The organism is Streptomyces sp. R21 (assembly GCF_041051975.1).
GTDB lineage: Bacteria > Actinomycetota > Actinomycetes > Streptomycetales > Streptomycetaceae > Streptomyces.
This window is the reverse complement of the sequence record NZ_CP163435.1, coordinates 8,366,889-8,384,304: the sequence shown is the minus strand read 5'-3', so window position 1 is coordinate 8,384,304 and position 17,416 is coordinate 8,366,889. Positions and strand designations below refer to the sequence as shown.

Below are 17,416 nucleotides of genomic sequence, written 5' to 3'. Positions count from 1 at the left end.
TTCATGGATGTCAGGGGGCCACCGAGTCGAATCCGGTGAAGCCGCTCGGATCGTGGCGGCCGAACGAACCGTGCTCGAAGATCCCGTACCCGACCTGCCCGTCGAGCGTGAACCGGGCCGCGTGGTCGATCACGCCGTACGCGGCGAGGGGGTGGGCGGAGGGGTCGGCGAGGTCGTACACCCGCTCGTCGGTCCAGCCGTGGCCGCGCCAGGTGCCGTGCTGCCAGTCATCGGCGGGCGGGTAGCCCGCTCCGACCGCGAGCGGTGACGAGGTCAGCACCTCCACGCCCAGCTCCAGCGGCTTGCGGTCGCGCGGGTCGGTGAGGTGGATGACGGCCCGCTCGGGGTGGCGAGTGCCGGAGCGGTAACCGATGTCGGCCTGGGGCCAGCCGAGTTGGAGGTCGCTCGCGCCGTCACGGACGAGCGTGGCGTCGTTCAGGGTGCGGTAGCCGTCGGCGTCCTCCTGGGTGATGACCATCAGGAAGCGGTCGTCGAAGCGGACCGGGCACCAGATCCAGTGGAACCCCTCGGTCGGATTCTCGTCCGCCGGCCGGCCGCCCTCCTCCCCGGGGACGGGGCGCACGCCCCAGCTGCGGTCGCGGGTGCCGGTCCATTCGCCGGCGCGGACGGGTATCTCCTCGCCGCCGACGCGGATGACTCCCTCGACACCGCCCGCCTGCACGAAGCGCCGCCCCTCCAGGGTGAGTCGGCCGCCGCGGCGCTGGACGTGGTGCGGTTCCCAGAGCGCCGGGAATCCGGCGGTCCAGGTGATGTCGTACGACAGGGAGTCGCCCTCGCCCGTCAGGCGCAGGCGGCGCAGCGGCTCCTCCACCGTGATGCGCAGCGGTCCGACGGCGAGGTTCATCCGGTCGTCGCCGAGGGCGTCCGAGGCGCGCAGCGCGTGCAGGCTGTCCCCGAGCCGCAGCGTGGCGTACGCGTCGATGACGCCGAGGTTCGGGTACACCCCGAGCCCGAGGATCAGCAGGGCGCGCCCCTCGTGGTCGAGGACGTGGAAGATGCACCGGTCGTAGGCGTTGCGGTCACCGGTGGCTACGTGCTTCATGGACAGCGGCACCTGGTGCACGGGGTATTCGTCGAGGGCGACGGGACGGTCGTCGGTCACGGCAGGCCTCCCTGGGCACACGGCAGTTGACGTCGACCGGAGGGGTGCGGCGCCCCGGCGGCGGAGTTGACGGTACGTCAGATGCCATGCGGGGGCCAGAGTCCGTCCGCGGGATCGGGGCACCGGGGGCTCGGCGCCCCGGCACCCGCCCTGCCGGCCGTCCGGAACTCGACGGCAGGCGCCCAGCGCCCCAACCGCGACGCCCCCGTCCGGGCTGCCCGCGAACTCACGCCCGAATCGGCGTGCCGGTGACTCGGTCGGCTGCCGTGCGTTGCCCTGGTATGACCGCCACATATCCCGCCACAGGCCGTCGGCGTCGCATCCTCGTTCCTGCGGTTCCCGTAGGGGCAGAATCGGTTCCGCAGGCGCCCGCGCCGCCCCAGGACCCGCCCATCTACCGCGCCCTGATCAGGACGTGGGCCGACCGCGGCCGTACCCTGCCGGGGCGCCACGACCCGGAGTGGGTCCGGCTGGCGGCACCGTCGGCGATGTACGGGTACGGACAGTTCAGCGCGAGTCGGGACCCGCGAGGTGACGGGCGATGACCATGCGCTGAATCTGGTTGGTGCCCTCGACGATCTGCAGGACCTTGGCCTCGCGCATGTACCGCTCGGCCGGGAAGTCCGCGGTGTAGCCGTACCCGCCGAGCACCTGGACGGCGTCCGTGGTGACCTTCATCGCGGTGTCGGTGCACAGCAGCTTGGCCATGGCCGCCTGCTTGGAGAACGGCCGGCCCGCGTCGCGCAGCCGGGCCGCGGCCAGGTAGAGCGCCCGGCCCGCCTCGATCTGCGTCGCCATGTCGGCGAGCATGAAGCGCAGCCCCTGGAAGTCCGAGATCGGCCGCCCGAACTGCTGGCGCCCCGTGGCGTATGCGACCGCTTCGTCCAGGGCCGCCTGGGCGACACCGATGGCGCAGGCCGCGATGCCGAGGCGTCCGGAGTCGAGCGCGGACAGAGCGATCGCGAAGCCCTGGCCCTCCTCGCCGAGACGGCGGTCGTCGCCGACCCGGACCCCGTCGAAGTGGACCTGTGCGGTCGGCGAGCCCTTCATGCCCATCTTCTTCTCGGGCAGCGCGGCATGCAGCCCTTCGGCGTCGCCGGGCACCAGGAAGGCCGTGATGCCGCGGGCACCCTCGCCTCCGGTGCGCGCCATGACCGTGTAGAAGTCGGCGATGCCTCCGTGCGTGATCCAGGCCTTGGTGCCGGTGATCGCCCAGTCCTCGTCCTCCCGGACGGCCTTCGTGCGCAGGGACGCGGCGTCCGATCCGGACGAGGGCTCGGAGAGGCAGTACGCGCCGAGAAGGCCGCCGCCGAGCATCGCGGGCAGGTGCTCGACCTGCTGCTCCTTGGTGCCGTAGTTCGCGAGCGCGTGGCAGGCGAGGGTGTGCACGCTGACGCCGAGGCCGACCGTGAGGCGGGCCGCGGCGAGCTCCTCCAGGACCTGGAGGTAGACCTCGTAGGGCTGGTCACCGCCGCCGTACTCGGAGTCGTAGGGAAGTCCGAGCAGTCCGGATTCCGACAGCAGTCCGAAGACCTCGCGCGGGAAGTGCCCGGCGTCCTCCTCCTCGGCCGCCTTCGGGGCGATCTCACGCTGCGCGATGTCACGCACGAGCGAGATCAGATCCCGGGCCTCGTCCGTGGGCAGTTGACGGTCCACCGGCTGCGGGGCGCGGTCGGGCATGGCGACGCTCTCCTCCCTGTCGGGCACAGCGACGGACACGCGCCTTGGGTGGGGCGGTTCCGCCGGTCTTTCACGGCCCAGCCGATGGTGCCGTCCAGGGGTGGAGAACGGGCTGACCAGTGGCTGTGGCGCTGTGAGTATGCCCGATCGGCGGCATCGAGTCACCAGTTAACGACCGCTTACTAAAAGAAAGGGAAATTGGTCCGAACCATTGACGCACTGGTCTAGTCCTCCTACTGTTCCTGCAACGCGGCCTGCAGTCGCGTTCATGCCAATCACCTCGGCAGGTCCCGGCACCACCTCCCCCACGCTCCCCTCCCCCACGAGGAGACATGATGGTCAGACCGCACCGCTCCCGCTTCCGGACGCTCCTCGCCACCGCGTGCTGCGCCGCCCTCGGCGCGGGACTGCTCGCCGGCGCAGGCGCCACCACCGCGACCGCCCAGCCGTCCCACGCCACCACGGCCACCTCCACCACGGCCACCACCACCGCCGCGGCCGGTTCCAAGGTCGTCGGCTACTTCACCGAATGGGGCGTCTACGACCGGAACTACCACGTCAAGAACATCGAGACGTCCGGCTCGGCCGCCAAACTGACCCACATCAACTACGCCTTCGGCAACGTCACCGGCGGCAAGTGCGCCATGGGCGACGCCTACGCGGCGACCGACAAGGCCTACACCGCGGCCCAGTCCGTCGACGGCGTCGCCGACACCTGGGACCAGCCCCTGCGCGGCAACTTCAACCAGCTGCGCAAGCTGAAGAAGCTCCACCCGAATCTCAAGGTCCTCTGGTCCTTCGGCGGTTGGACCTGGTCGAGCGGCTTCGGTGAGGCGGCGAGGAATCCGGCGGCCTTCGCGCAGTCCTGCTACGACCTGGTGGAGAACTCCAAGTGGGCGGACGTCTTCGACGGCATCGACATCGACTGGGAGTACCCCAACGCGTGCGGGCTGAGCTGTGACACCAGCGGGAAGGCGGCGTACAAGAACCTGATGGCGGCGCTGCGCGCGAAGTTCGGCAGCGGCAACCTCGTCACTTCGGCGATCACGGCCGACGCCACCAGCGGCGGCAAGATCGACGCGGCCGACTACGCGGGCGCGGCGCAGTACGTCAACTGGTACAACCCGATGACGTACGACTACTTCGGCGCCTGGGACGCGACGGGTCCGACCGCTCCGCACTCCCCGCTGAACTCGTACTCGGGCATCCCGAAGGCCAACTTCTACACCTCCGCGACCATCGCGAAGCTCAAGGGCCTCGGCATCCCCGCCTCGAAGCTGCTGCTCGGCATCGGCTTCTACGGACGCGGCTGGACGGGCGTCACACAGGCGGCACCCGGCGGCACGGCCACCGGTCCGGCCGCGGGGACGTACGAGCAGGGCATCGACGACTACAAGGTGCTCAAGACCAAGTGCCCGGCGACGGGAACGGTCGGCGGCACGGCGTACGCCAAGTGCGGCAGCAACTGGTGGAGTTACGACACCCCGTCGACCATCGCGGGCAAGATGACCTACAAGAACGCACAGGGCCTGGGCGGCACCTTCTTCTGGGAGCTGAGCGGCGACACCTCGGGCGGCGAGCTGATCAAGGCGATCAACTAGTCGCAGCGGTAAGGCACTTGGGGCGGAGGTCCGGCGACCTCCGCCCCTCGCTCATGCGTCCCGGCGGGCCGCCGGCGGAGCCGGGTAGCCGGGGTCGATCTCCTCGACGGCTCGCAGCGCGCCGCCCAGCATCTTCACCAGCAGGTCGCGCATGGTGGCGCGGGGCAGCGTCGGCTGGCCGATCCACTCCAGGGTGGCCCCCTCGACGCTGCACAGCCAGCCGAGCAGTGCCATGCGCGGCAGCGGAGCGATCTTGCGCCTGCCGTACGCCCCTTCGGCGATGGTCTCCACGATGGCCGCGCGCACCGCGTCGCGTATGGCGTGCACCTCGGCGTCGAAGCCGACGCCGCCGCTGATGATCGTGCGGTACGCGGCCTGGTTGAACTCGGCGTAGCGGAGGTAGCCGTCGATGGTGCGGTGCACCCGCTCCTCGGGAGGCAGTTCGAGGCCGCTCGCCGCGCGGGAGACCAGGTCGGCCACCGAGTCCTCGACGATGGCCAGGTAGTAGCCGCGCTTGGACTGGAAGTAGTAGTAGATCAGCCCCTTGGCGACATGCGCCTGCTTGGCGATGTCGTCCATCGACAGCGCGTCGTAGGACGTGTCGGCGAACAACTTCCGTCCGATGGCGATGAGTTCGGCGCGGCGCGCCAGTGAACGATCGGTGCCGCGCGCCCGGGGGCGGTCGACGCCGCGCTGTTGACTTTGATTCAATTTCGGCCCTGGTCTCCAACTGCCGACGGGACAACCGCAGTATGGCAGACCGGATCACCAGCCCGTTCGACAAATGATCGACAACTCGGCCGAGGGTCAGGGCAGTTGGTGATCAACCAGAGGCGGGCGCACGGTTCGGGGGGCGCGGGCCGGAACGGCTCAGCTCACAGCAGGCCCAGCTGGGTGACGAGCATCGCGAGGACCACGACGAAGGTCCAGCCGAGGACATGCTCAAGGATCTTCGGCCCGTCGGCCTTGGGGCCGCCGGTGCGGGCCCGGAGACGAGTGGCGGTGGCGGAGGTCGCGGTCATGGCATCTCGCTGACGTAGCTGGCGTAGTGGTGCGCTGGACACCCCCCGCCGCCGGCTCCCCTCCGACCCGACCACCTTGCCACCGGAACCGGTCATAACGGTAGAGACCTTGGTCACGCCGCACGTTTCGACGAGCTTCGAATGGTGCGCGGAACCACAACTGCGTGCGTCGGCTGTGCGTCTCCTCACATGACAGTGGTCAGCCAACGAAAGGTCCTCGATGAGCACGTTCCGGACGCCTCACCGCAGAGCCCGCCTCGCACTCGCGGCGGCCATCACCGTTGCGGCAGCCTTCACGGGTCCGGTCTCGCAAGCCGCTACTTCGTCCGCCGCCGCCCCTTCCCCCGGCGCGGCGGGCCTCGGCGATCCGATCTTCCCGCTCGACGGCAACGGCGGCTACAAGGTGGCCCGCTACACCCTCGATTTCGACTGGCAGGCGCCGAAGACCCCGTTCGAGGCGTCCGCGACGATCAAGGCGACCGCCACCCAGGCCTTGTCCCGCTTCAACCTCGACTTCGCCGGCAACACCCTGCACACGGTCACCGTGAACGGACAGAAAGCCACCGCCGAACGCGACGGCGACGAGCTCGTCGTGACGCCGAAGGCGCCCCTCGCCAGCGGAAAGTCCTTCACGGTCAAGGTCACCTACACCGCCGATCCGACCCAGATACGCCACCGCGACGACGCGATCGAGGACTACGGCTGGATTCCCACGCCCGACGGCACGGTGCTGTACCCGCAGCCCAACGGCGCCAAGATGATCTTCCCGGCCGACGACCACCCCAGCCAGCGGGCGCCGATCACCTTCCACATCACCACCCCGGCCGGGCTGAAGGCGGTCGCCAACGGCAAGCTGACCGACCGCACCGAGCAGGCCGACGGGCGCGTGAAGTGGACGTACGACTCGGAGCAGCCGGTGGCGGCCCAGCTCGCGCAGCTGGCGATCGGCAAGTTCACCTTCGTGGACAGCACGGGCCCGCACGGGCTGCCGATCCGCGATGTGGTCCCGGACGACCTGGTGGCGCCGACGGAGCAGTACCGCAAGCTCACCGCCGACCACATCGCCTGGCTGGAGGAGCGGCTCGGCCCCTACCCCTTCAACCGCTACGGCCTTCTCGTCGGCGACACCGACCTGGGCGTGGCCCTGGAGACGAACACGATCTCGCTGATCCCGAAGGCCGACCTGCTCGGCGACCAGGTCAGCGCCGAACGGAACCTGGTGCACGAGCTCACCCACCAGTGGCTCGGCGACAGCGTCGGGATCAAGACCTGGTCGGACCTCTGGCTGAGCGAGGGCCACGCGCGCTTCTACGAGCGGCTGTACTCGGAGGCACACGGCGGCGTGAACTTCGAGGGCACGATGAAGACGGCGTACGCCAGCCACGACCAGTGGCGCCACGACTACGGCGCCCCGGCCGAGCCGACCGAGCCGAACCTCTTCAAGCGGATGCGGTACGACGGCTCGACGCTGGTCCTGTACGCGCTGCGCGAGAAGGTCGGACAGGAGACGTTCGGGAAGATCGAGCGCGCCTGGTTCGCCAAGTACCAGGGGAAGACGGCCAGTACGCAGGACTACATCGACCTGGCGTCGAAGGTCTCCGGTGAGGACCTGGAGGGCTTCCTGCACCCGTGGCTGTACGGGTCGAAGACCCCGCCGATGCCGAACCACCCGGACTGGGTCGTCAACCCGGTCCAGAGCTGAGCCCGCGCGGCGGCGGGTGGCGCCCGGCGGGCGCTACTCGTCGCCGCGATGGCGGATCCACCAGAGCAGCAGCACAGCCCCGGCGGCGAGCATGACCAGGGCGGGGAGGGCGGTGACGATGCGCGAGGTGGTCATGAGCCGGCTCTCTCCCCCGCGCACGGGGCGCTGCGCGAGGGAGGTCGATGGTCTCGCACCCACCCGTCCTGTCCAGGGCTACGGCGCCCCGTTCACCCGTTCGTGCCGCGCCCGGCACGAACGGCTGCCTCAGCGCACTCCGACCGCGGCGAGCGCGCGCCGCTGCGCCGGCGTCGGACGCGCCGGGAAGTACAGGTAGCAGACGCCGCCGGTGCCGGAGACGACCTTCCCCGAGGCGTTGTACCGCTTCGTGCGCAGCCAGATGGTCTCCCACTCGGACCGCTTGTAGACACGGCGGACCGCGCCGTCGTCGACCGAGAACGGGTCATTGGCGATCACGTCGCCGTCCGCGGTGAAGCCGATCACCGTCATCAGATGACCGGACGTGCCGTAACCCGCCCCGGTCAGCTCGGACTTGAGGAACGACTGGGACGTTATGGCCGGGATTCCGGCGGCGATCAGCGTCTCCAGATCGGTGAGCGAGCCGAGCCGGGTGACCACGCCCTGGAGGTCCTTGTACGTCGCCGCGTAGGCGGCGTTGAACGGCCAGTTGCCGCAGCCGCCGTACTGGTAGTCATAGGTGAACCGGGCCGCCTGGCACACCTGCGGGTCGGCGAACTGCGGGTCGACCCAGGCCAGTTGCTCCGCCGTGGGCTTCCGTCCCCAGTACTCGATGATCATCTGCGATGAGGTGGGGCTGCACCAGGCCTCGCCGCCGTTGTCGTACTCCGGGTACTGGCCGGCGTGGATCTCCTGCGAGTACCGCGGGACCGCCAGCTCCCGGGCGAGCCCGGGGGTGGAGGCGGGGACGGTGAAGCGGTCCGGGATGTCGGATCCCATCGCGCCGAGCCGCCAGACGGTGGGTGTCCCCTTGGTGCCCGGGGTGCGGTACAGCGTCAGCCGCAGCCGGTACGCGGCCAGGCGCAGGCCCGATGCCGCGTCGTCGATGGAGAAGGTGTCCGTCCAGACGGTGCTCTTCTTGTCCGTCTGGCCGTCCACCGAGGTCCGCTTGATGTCCTGGTCACCGGCGGCCCAGCGGCCCATCACGTACCAGGGTGTGTCGGTGCCGTCGGAGTACGTGCCCGTCAGCTCGACCTGGAGCCAGGTGCCCGCCGGGGTCTTCGCGTTCCAGGAGGCGATGACCTCGGTGGACGGCACGGAGAGCCGGTGGAGGGGGGAAGTCCAGGTCGCGTACTCCCAGGTGGCGGTCTTCTGCGTGTGCGGGTCGGTGTAGTCGGCGGTGCCGGCCGGGGCGGCGATCACCAGGCCGGGGCGGGCGCCCGCGACGGCCCGGGTGCCCTGTGCGGTGCCGCTGCACCAGTCGGTGTACGAGGTCCAGGCCCGGTTGTCCACGAGAGATGAGGGCCCTTGCGTCGAACGGGTCCCGGTGGCCGCGGACGCGGGGCCCGCGGCTCCGGTCGCCGCCGCGGCGACGGCCGCGGCCAGGATGGTTCTGCGGGACGGCTCTGCGGCTCTGGTCATGGGTGGGTGACCCCCCGTTCGTCCGGAAGCGGCGGTTCAGGCACACGGCTGTGCGCCAACTATGGACGCCGGACACCGACTTCTGCCAGCACTTCGACCCGCGTCGCACCCACCAATATTGGTCGGGACCACTGGCATGACCTGCGATGCAGCGGCCCCGGCCGACGGCGGTGCCGTGGGCCGGGGCCGGCGGAGGTGCGTCAGATGAGGTCCATCGCGGCGACCTCGTCGGGGCGGCCGTAGCTGACGGGCCCCTGGAAGCGGCGGCGTGCCGTGGCGAACCACCAGACCGTCGCGATGATCAGCACCGCGGCGAGGGCGATCGGCGCGTAGTTGAACGTGTCGGCGGTGATCGGCGAGACCGAGGGCAGCATGAACAGCACGCTGCTGGCGAGGATCCAGAGCACGGCCACCCAGCCGACGGGCTTGCTCCAGCGGCCCAGGTTCCAGGGGCCGGGCTGGAACTCGTCGCCGAGCCGCAGCCGCAGGAAGATCGGCACGGCGTAGGCGAGGAAGAGGCCGACGACGTTGACGCTGACGATGGCGGTGAAGGCGGTGTGCGACCACCAGCCGGGCACCACCAGGGCCAGCGAGCAGCCGACGGCCAGCCAGACGGCCTTGACGGGGGTGCGGGTGCGCGGCGAGACCGAGTGCCACCAGTGCGAGCCCGGCATGGCGCCGTCGCGCGAGAAGGCGAAGATCTGCCGGGTGTTGCTCGTCAGGTTGGCCAGACCGCAGAAGAGCATGGCCCCGATCACGATCAAAAGGATCACTTTAGCCATGCCCATGCCAAGGCCGTCGATGAGAATCTGCACGGGCGGCGCCGAGGAACCGGCCACCTGGTCATAATCATGAATGCTGTACACAAGGGCGAGCATGAGGATCAGTCCGGTGATCGCCGAATAGCCGATCGCCCGCGTGATCCCCTTCGGCGCGTTAACCGTGGCCTGCACCGTTTCCTCGGACATGTGGAAGCTGCCGTCGAAGCCCGTGAAGGTCCAGCTGGTGACGAGCAGACCGAGCATCCCTCCGTAAAGTCCGTTCGTGAAACCGGTGTTGTTCGCGAAATGCGTGACGAACGAGGCCGACTGGTGATCGTCGGGCATCACAATCAGTGTGCTCACGATCACTACGAGCCCGATCAGCAGCCACCACACCGAGATCCGGTTGAGAAGCGCGACCAGCTGCACGGTGTAGGTATTGGCCAGACCCTGCAGCACGATGATCAGCGCCGTGATCAGGACCGTCTGTTCAGCGGTCGGCCGGTACGAGGACCACTGCAGGGCGATGAAGGCCTGGATGAAGGTGGCGGCGGCGTAGCCCGTGGCGGCCGTACCGCCCACCTGCCCGACGAAATTCAGCCAGCCCGTGTACCAGGACCACGCGCCCTTGTGCCGTTTGGCGAGCTTTCCCGCGGAGAAATAGAGCGCGCCACTGGTCGGATAAGCGGAAGCCACCTCGGCCATGGCGGCACCGATGAACAGCACCATGACGGAGACGCCGATCCAGCCGAACACGAGAATGCGCGGGCCACCCGCGTTCATTCCGAATCCGAAGGACGAGAAAATTCCCGAAACAATATTGATGATGGTGAACGAGATCGCGAAATTGTCGAACGCCTGGAATCGGCGGGTGAGCTTTCGCGGATATCCCATCGCATGCAGTGTCGCGTCGTCGTCGAGCGCGGCGGGATCCTCGCCCGCCCGCTCTCTCGTACGTGGGGCCGATATCCGTTCTGACACAACCTGACCTTTCTCTGGGGGGGGACCGGAGGTCTGGGGAGCGGCCGGCGAGCCGGCGCGGGCGGATCAGCCGGCGCCCGGCACGGGCAGACCGCAGGACCGGCGGGCGCGGGACAGCTGTTCCTCGGGGTCGCCGAACACGCTCCACGGCATACGGGAGGCGTAGGGGCCCATGGCCATGAAGACCGCGCGCGCCTCGAACTCGCGCTGCGCCATGAACAGCGCATGCGCGAGATACGCCAGGTCGAGCACCGGCGTGAACCGGTAGCCCGGCACATGGGGAAGCCAGTTCTGGTAGATGGCGAGCGCGGTGGAACGCCACTGGGGCTGCTCCCAGACGCGGTCGGCGAGCAGCTGCGAGGGGTTGTAGCTCTCGACCAGGGACACCAGCGGAAGCATCCGCAGCGGCGAGGAGACGGGGGCCCGCTGACTGAGGAAGGCCGCCACGTCCCAGGCCGCGTTCACCGAACCGCCGTACCGCGTGAAGAAGAAGGCCAGGAAGCGATGGTGGCCCTCACGGTTCCAGGGATCGAGCCGCAGCAGGTGCGAGAACAGCTGCCAGGGGCCGGGCGGCGCGGTGAGCAGGCCGTGCGGGGCCGGGTCGCGGAGGTCGTGCAGCCGGGCCATGGACAGCTTGGCCACCCAGGGCGTCGGGTCGGCGGGGGCCAGCTGTGCGGCCCGGTCGCAGGCGGTCAGCGCTATGCGCTCCAGCGCCTCGGCCCGGTCGTCCCGGGCGTCGGCCGCGCGCAGCGCCCGCTGCACCGCCACGCGGGCCCACAGCAGTGCGGCCTCGGGGGTCGGTTCCTCGGCGAGCCATCGCTCGGCGAGATCGGAGTCGGCGGCCTCGGAGGCCAGGACCAGCGAGCGGTGGGCGCGCAGTCCGAAGTCGCCGCGCGACTCGGCCAGCGCTTCGTGTGCGCTCAGATAGCGGCCGGCCCGCACATCCACGCATACGCTCGCGAGTCTGCGGTCGTCGGCCGCCGGATGCCAGACATACTGCCCTTCGAATAACCCCGCGGCCATCTTCCCCTGTCCATCCCCGTATGACGCCTCGCAGTTGCGCATATGCCGTCCGGGTTTGAATTTTGGTCAGATCTTTCCTCGCCCGCACGGACAGCAACCCGAACACTACTCAGCATCAAGCAGAACCGGAACTGGGGTTCCGAAATACCTGGTTCATCGCCATCCATGCCGTATGACCGGCCGGAAAGCACCCGCTCGGAAACTGTTCAATTTCATACGGTCCCGCTTCCCGGTGAATTCGTCCGGTATCGACCGCGTTAGAATGTGCTGCCGGAATATGCGAACCGATCACCACACCCCGGGACCCACCATCCACGACCTCGCGACCCGCCTGCGCCGCCTGCCGCCCTCCTGCGGCCCGGTCCGTCTGATCGGCGTCGACGGGCACGCGGGCTCCGGAAAGTCCACCTGCGCCGGGCGGTTGGCCGCGGCACTCGGCGGCGCACCCGTGGTGCACCTCGACGACATCGCGACGCACGAGGAGCTGTTCGGCTGGACCGGACGGCTGCTCGCCCAGGTGATCGAGCCGCTGCTGCGCGGCGAAACGGCGCGCTATGCCCCCTACGACTGGAACACCCGGCGCTTCGGGCCGGACCGCGAACTGCCGCCCGCCCCCGTGATCCTCCTCGAAGGGGTCGGTGCGGGCCGCCGCGCGGTGCGCCCGTTTCTCGCGGGGCTGCTGTGGATGGAGTTGCCCCGCGAGGAGGCATGGGCGCGAGGGCGGCTGCGGGACGGTGAGGCGCAGCGCGAGTTCTGGGCCGGATGGGTCCGCGCCGAGCGCCGGCACTTCCTCGAGGACCCCTCGAAACCGTTCGCCGACTATCTGGTGCACCAGCGAACCGAGGGATACGAGGTGCTGCCGGGGCCCGCTGCGACCCCCTGAGCGGGCCGTTCCGTCACCCTGGGTGACGGAGCATCCGCAGTGTGCTGAACTTGTGAAGACGCTTGCTTGAGAAGTTGCCTCAGTGCCTCAACTCGGCTTGACCGAGGGGCCGTACAGGACTTACGTTCTCAATGTGCGGCCTTTCGAAGCCGCCCGAAGACGCGAAGCCCCCGGTTGTTCCCCCGTGATCGGGGGCTTCGTTCTGCCCTCACCCGGTTTTCCGGACGCTGCGCGGCGTGATTCGCTCACCCTGGGTGACCGCGCCCAGTGCGCCCCGTCTGCTCCCACCTCGCGGAACGAGCCGTGCGGCACCCTACGGTCCGCACCGTCCCCGCAGGTACGATGCCTCTCGGTGCGACCTTCGGACGGCTGCTTCGCGCACCGGCACAACTCCCGTCCGCGGCACAGTGGTTCAACCAGAGCTGCCGACGGGCACCGGCCCGGCGGAGACAAACGGGGTCACGGTTTGTGGGGGACGTGATGGACTTCGGCACGCAGGGCCCCGAGGCCCCGGCCGACCTCGCCTGGCTGCGAGGTGTGGATGCCTACACCATGGGCGCCTATCCGCAGGCGGAGGAGGAGTTCCGCGCAGCGGTCCGGATGGACCCTGGCATGGCCGACGGCTGGCTCGGCCTGCACGCGCTGCGCGTGGACACGACGACCGCACTGCTGCGGATGTTCCGGCACCGGGAGCGCTTCGGGGAGCAGCGCACCCGCCACCGGCGCACCCTCAACTCCTGGTACTGGCTGGGCTGGTGGGTGCAACCGGTGCTGGAGAGCCCGCGCGATCTGCTGCTCGCGCACGCCTCGCACTGGCTGGACGGCCGCCATGTCCCCGAGCTGGACCGGGCGTTGGCCGGTCTGCCGCCGGTGGACACCGATGCGCAGGTGCGGTTCCTGCACGCCTGCCGCGCCTATCTCGTCAAGGACTGGGACCAGTTGGTCCGGCACACGGACCCGCTGATCGACGACGCCCTGCTGGGCATAGAGGCCGGCCTCTTCGGCGGCATGGCCCGGGTCCGTCTGGAGATGTACGGGCAGGCGGAGCCCCTCCTGTCGTCCGCGCTGATGCGCTGCCGCAGCGAGCAGCCGCAGCGCAAGGAGCTGCGGTACTGGCTGGCGCGGGCCCACGAGGGCACCGGACGCTCCGCCGCGGCCCTCCCCCTGTACCGGGCCGTGCACCGCGTCGACCCCGCCTTCATGGACACCTCGGCACGGCTCGCGGCGATCGCCGAGGGCGACGGGTACGACGAGGCCACCGACCTGGCGGCGATCGCCCTCTCCGGCATCGGACCGGACCTGATGGACGGCCCGGACGGTGTGGACCCGCTGTTCGGCACCGAGGAACGCGATCTGAAACTCTCGGAGCCCGACCCGCTGCCGCCGGGCGCACTGCCGCCACGGACCGACTCCGTCCGCGAGAAGGCCGTGGTCCCGGTGCAGCCGCTGCCCGCGGGCCCGACCGACCCCGCATTACTCGAAGAGGCGCTCAACGAGCTGGAGCGCATGGTGGGCATGGAGCCCGTGAAGCGCCAGGTCAAGGCGCTGTCCGCGCAGTTGAACATGGCACGGCTGCGCGCCGGACAGGGTCTGCCGGTACAGCCCCCCAAGCGCCACTTCGTCTTCTCCGGCCCCTCCGGCACCGGCAAGACCACCGTCGCCCGCATCCTCGGCCGGGTCTTCTACGCACTCGGGCTGCTGGGCGGCGACCATCTGGTGGAGGCCCAACGGGCGGACCTGGTGGGCGAATACCTCGGTCAGACGGCCGTCAAGGCCAACGAGCTGATCGACTCCGCGATCGGCGGCGTCCTCTTCGTCGACGAGGCCTACTCCCTCTCCAACTCCGGATACGGCAAGGGCGACGCGTACGGCGACGAGGCGCTGCAGGTGCTGCTGAAGCGGGCCGAGGACAACCGCGACCATCTGGTGGTCATCCTCGCCGGCTATCCGGAGGGCATGGACCGTCTGCTGGCCGCCAACCCCGGCCTCTCCTCCCGCTTCACCACTCGCGTCGACTTCCCCTCCTACCGTCCCCTCGAACTCACCTCCATCGGTGAGGTGCTGGCCGCCGAGAACGGTGACATCTGGGACGAGGAGGCCCTCGACGAGCTGCGCTCCATCAGCGGGCATGTCGTCGACCAGGACTGGATCGACGAGCTCGGCAACGGGCGCTTTCTGCGGACGCTGTACGAGAAGAGCTGCGCATATCGCGACCTGCGGCTCACGGGCTATCCGGGCATCCCCTCGCGGGACGATCTGTCGACGCTGCGGCTGCCGGATCTGATGCAGGCGTACGGCGAGGTGTTGTCGGGGCGGGGGCCCCAGGATCCTTCGGCGATGTGACCACGAGGGTTTTCGCCCCCTCCGCGAAGGGGGCGAAAACCCTCAGCTCGCCAGGGCCTCCTCCGGCGGAGCGCTCGCGCGGGGGCCCGAGACGCGGAGCGGCTCGGCGGTGTCCCGGTGCGCCGGGTCGCGGACCTCGCCGACCAGCATTTCCAGGACGTCCTCCAGCGCCACCAGGCCCAGCACCTTGCCCGAGCCGTCGGCGACCTGTGCGAGGTGCGTCGCGGCGCGGCGCATCACGGTCAGGGCGTCGTCCAGCGGGAGTTCGGCCCGCAGGGTCGTCATCGGGCGCCAGATCTGCTGCGGCACCGCGCGCTCCGACTCCTCCAGGTCCAGTACGTCCTTCACGTGCAGGTAGCCCATGAAGGCGCCGTTCTCCGCGATGACCGGGAAACGCGAGTACCCGGTGCGGGCGGTGAGCGCGACGACCTGGCCGGGGGTGACCGAGGGGCCCACGGTCACCAGGGAGTCGCGGTCCAGCAGGACGTCCGTGACCGGCCGGGAGCCGAGCTCCAGCGCGTCCTCCAGCCGCTCCTGCTCCTCGGGTTCGAGCAGCCCGGCCTGGCCGGAGTCCTCCACCAGGCGGTTGAGCTGCTCGCTGGTGAAGACGGCCTCGACCTCGTCCTTGGGCTCGACGCGGAACATCTTCAGGATGAGCCGCGCACAGGCGCCCAGGGCCACAGTGACCGGCCGGCACAGGCGCGCGAAGGCGACCAGTCCCGGGCTCAGCCACAGCGCGGTCTTCTCCGGGGCCGCCATCGCCAGGTTCTTCGGGACCATCTCGCCGATGACGAGGTGGAAGAAGACGACGAAGGCGAGCGCGATGACGTACCCGAGGGGGTGGATCGTGCCGTCGGGCAGGTGGGCCGCCTCGAAGACGGGCTCCAGCAGATGCGCGACGGTCGGTTCGGCGACCGCGCCCAGCGTCAACGAGCAGACGGTGATGCCGAACTGGGCCGCCGCCATCATCTGGGGCAGCCGCTCCAGGCCGTACAGCACCTGCCGGGCCCGGGCGGTGCCGAGGGGTTCGATCTGGCTGCGCCGCACGGAGACGAGCGCGAACTCGGCGCCGACGAAGAAGCCGTTGGCGAGCACGAGCAGGGCAGCGAACAGGAGTTGGAGCAGACTCATCGGGCCGCCTCCACGACAGGCGCGGTCTTCACGAGGCGGACGCGTTCGGCCCGGTAGTGCCCGACCTGGCGCACGGACAGGCGCCAGCCGGGCAGTTCGGCCTTGTCGCCGGGGGCGGGGATCCGGCCGAGCAGGTCGGCGACGAGTCCCGCCACGGTCTCGTACGGGCCCTCGGGCACGTCGAGGCCTATGCGCTGGAGGATGTCGACCCGGCAGCTGCCGTCGGCCTCCCAGGCCGGCCGTCCGTCCTCGGGCGGTGCGGCGGCGAGTTCGGGCACGTCGAGCCCGTCGTGCTCGTCGCGGACCTCGCCGACGAGTTCCTCGACGATGTCCTCCAGGGTGACGACGCCCGCCGTGCCGCCGTACTCGTCGACGACGACGGCGATGGGCTGCTCGCTGCGCAGCCGCTCCAGGAGGGGCTGCACCGGCAGCGTCTCCGGGACGAGCAACGGCGCCTGCGCGATACGGCCGACGGGGGTGCGCAGCCGGTCGTGCGCGGGGACCGCGAGGGCGTCCTTGAGGTGGACCATGCCGACGACCTCGTCGATCCGCTCCCGGTAGACGGGGAAGCGGGAGAGGCCGGTGGCGCGGGTGAGGTTGACGACATCCTCGGCGGTCGCCGTCGACTGGAGCGCGCTGACCTTCACCCGGGGGGTCATGACGTGCTGGGCGGTCAGCTCGCCGAGCGACAGCGTCCGTACGAAGAGGTCGGCCGTGTCCTGTTCCAGCGCGCCGGCCCGCGCCGAGTGCCGGGCCAGCGAGACGAGTTCGCCGGGGGTGCGGGCGGAGGCCAGCTCCTCGGCGGGCTCGACGCCGAGCGCGCGCACGAGCCGGTTGGCCACCGCGTTGAGCGCGGCGATCACCGGGCGGAAGAGGCGGGCGAAGACGTGCTGCGGGCCCGCGACGAAACGCGCGACCTGGAGCGGCTTGGAGACCGCCCAGTTCTTGGGCACGAGTTCGCCGATCACCATCTGCACGGCCGAGGCCAGCAGCATGCCGACGACCACGGCGACACCGGAGACGGCTCCGTCGGGGAGGCCGATCGCGGTGAACGGGCCGTGCAGCAGTTCGGCGAGCGCCGGTTCGGCGAGCATGCCGACGACGAGCGAGGTGATGGTGATGCCGAGCTGGGTGCCGGAGAGCTGGAAGGACAGCTCCTTGAGCGAGTTCACGACGGTCAGGGCCCGTCGGTCGCCTTCGGCCGCGGCCTTCTCCGCCTCGGGCCGCTCCACCGTGACGAGGCCGAACTCGGCCGCCACGAAGAAGCCGTTGGCGAGGATCAGCAGGAACGCCGCTCCGAGGAGCAGCAGAGGGATGGTCATGATGCCGCCGCCTCGGCGTGGCCGCTGACGCGGTCCGCGCTGTGTCGGGAGGGGGCGGCGCAGGTACTACAGGACGATCCGTCCATCGCTGGAGGGAGTCACTCCTCGGGTAGCAGGAAGCCTCTGACGTACGGGTCGGGACATCGGAGGCGGAGGCGCATTGAATACGCCTCCGCCACCAGATTAATCAAGACATGGGCCTGTACGTCAGGGCGGAGGGCTGAGAG

General features: G+C 70.1%; 13 protein-coding genes. 4 read left to right on the top strand and 9 right to left on the bottom strand.

Annotated elements, in window-relative coordinates; translation table 11 throughout:
- Window positions 1-10 precede the first annotated feature (10 nt).
- Entirely contained in the window at window positions 11-1,123 is a 1,113-nt protein-coding gene (locus tag AB5J56_RS37365; protein WP_369239590.1) for a hypothetical protein, read from the bottom strand.
- Between the two features lie 507 nt (window positions 1,124-1,630).
- Window positions 1,631-2,803: an acyl-CoA dehydrogenase family protein gene (locus tag AB5J56_RS37360; RefSeq protein WP_369243026.1), complete on the bottom strand. Its 1,173-nt coding sequence runs from the start codon at window positions 2,801-2,803 to the stop codon at window positions 1,631-1,633.
- 335 nt (window positions 2,804-3,138) lie between these two features.
- On the opposite strand from AB5J56_RS37360, the gene AB5J56_RS37355 reads away from it, so the two are divergent.
- Complete coding sequence (locus AB5J56_RS37355; protein WP_369243024.1) at window positions 3,139-4,404, top strand: glycoside hydrolase family 18 protein; 1,266 nt, start codon at window positions 3,139-3,141, stop codon at window positions 4,402-4,404.
- A gap of 51 nt (window positions 4,405-4,455) precedes the next feature.
- Here AB5J56_RS37355 and AB5J56_RS37350 read toward each other — a convergent pair whose 3' ends face one another.
- Together AB5J56_RS37350 and AB5J56_RS37345 are read right to left on the bottom strand one after the other, a co-directional pair.
- The gene (locus tag AB5J56_RS37350) at window positions 4,456-5,115 is read right to left on the bottom strand and encodes a TetR/AcrR family transcriptional regulator (RefSeq protein ID WP_369239588.1); all 660 of its coding nucleotides are present in this window, start codon (window positions 5,113-5,115) and stop codon (window positions 4,456-4,458) included.
- 164 nt (window positions 5,116-5,279) lie between these two features.
- Entirely contained in the window at window positions 5,280-5,426 is a 147-nt protein-coding gene (locus tag AB5J56_RS37345) for an SCO1431 family membrane protein (RefSeq protein ID WP_369239586.1), read from the bottom strand.
- A 220-nt stretch (window positions 5,427-5,646) separates the two neighbouring features.
- Between AB5J56_RS37345 and AB5J56_RS37340 the strand changes: the two genes are divergently transcribed.
- On the top strand, window positions 5,647-7,128 hold the full coding sequence (locus AB5J56_RS37340) for a M1 family metallopeptidase (RefSeq protein WP_369239584.1): 1,482 nt from the start codon (window positions 5,647-5,649) through the stop codon (window positions 7,126-7,128).
- Window positions 7,129-7,392: 264 nt separating this feature from the next.
- Here AB5J56_RS37340 and AB5J56_RS37335 read toward each other — a convergent pair whose 3' ends face one another.
- The 3 genes from AB5J56_RS37335 to AB5J56_RS37325 all read right to left on the bottom strand — a co-directional run bounded on the left by AB5J56_RS37335 (window position 7,393) and on the right by AB5J56_RS37325 (window position 11,510).
- The gene (locus AB5J56_RS37335; protein WP_369239582.1) at window positions 7,393-8,745 is read right to left on the bottom strand and encodes a peptidase C39 family protein; all 1,353 of its coding nucleotides are present in this window, start codon (window positions 8,743-8,745) and stop codon (window positions 7,393-7,395) included.
- A 200-nt stretch (window positions 8,746-8,945) separates the two neighbouring features.
- Window positions 8,946-10,487, bottom strand: a complete 1,542-nt coding sequence (locus tag AB5J56_RS37330) for an amino acid permease (protein ID WP_369239580.1) — start codon at window positions 10,485-10,487, stop codon at window positions 8,946-8,948.
- Between the two features lie 66 nt (window positions 10,488-10,553).
- Window positions 10,554-11,510: a hypothetical protein gene (locus tag AB5J56_RS37325; RefSeq protein ID WP_369239578.1), complete on the bottom strand. Its 957-nt coding sequence runs from the start codon at window positions 11,508-11,510 to the stop codon at window positions 10,554-10,556.
- A 277-nt stretch (window positions 11,511-11,787) separates the two neighbouring features.
- Here AB5J56_RS37325 and AB5J56_RS37320 point away from each other — a divergent pair, with 277 nt between their 5' ends.
- Both AB5J56_RS37320 and AB5J56_RS37315 read left to right on the top strand, forming a co-directional pair.
- Complete coding sequence (locus AB5J56_RS37320) at window positions 11,788-12,393, top strand: uridine kinase (RefSeq protein WP_369239576.1); 606 nt, start codon at window positions 11,788-11,790, stop codon at window positions 12,391-12,393.
- Window positions 12,394-12,873: 480 nt separating this feature from the next.
- A complete protein-coding gene (locus tag AB5J56_RS37315) occupies window positions 12,874-14,736 on the top strand; it encodes an AAA family ATPase (protein WP_369239574.1) in 1,863 nt (620 codons plus the stop codon).
- Between the two features lie 42 nt (window positions 14,737-14,778).
- Here the strand turns inward: AB5J56_RS37315 and AB5J56_RS37310 are convergent, their stop codons facing one another.
- Both AB5J56_RS37310 and AB5J56_RS37305 read right to left on the bottom strand, forming a co-directional pair.
- On the bottom strand, window positions 14,779-15,867 hold the full coding sequence (locus AB5J56_RS37310) for a hemolysin family protein (RefSeq protein ID WP_369239572.1): 1,089 nt from the start codon (window positions 15,865-15,867) through the stop codon (window positions 14,779-14,781).
- Window positions 15,864-17,189, bottom strand: a complete 1,326-nt coding sequence (locus AB5J56_RS37305; RefSeq protein WP_369239570.1) for a hemolysin family protein — start codon at window positions 17,187-17,189, stop codon at window positions 15,864-15,866. The genes AB5J56_RS37310 and AB5J56_RS37305 overlap by 4 nt, the downstream gene beginning before the upstream one ends.
- Window positions 17,190-17,416 lie beyond the last annotated feature (227 nt).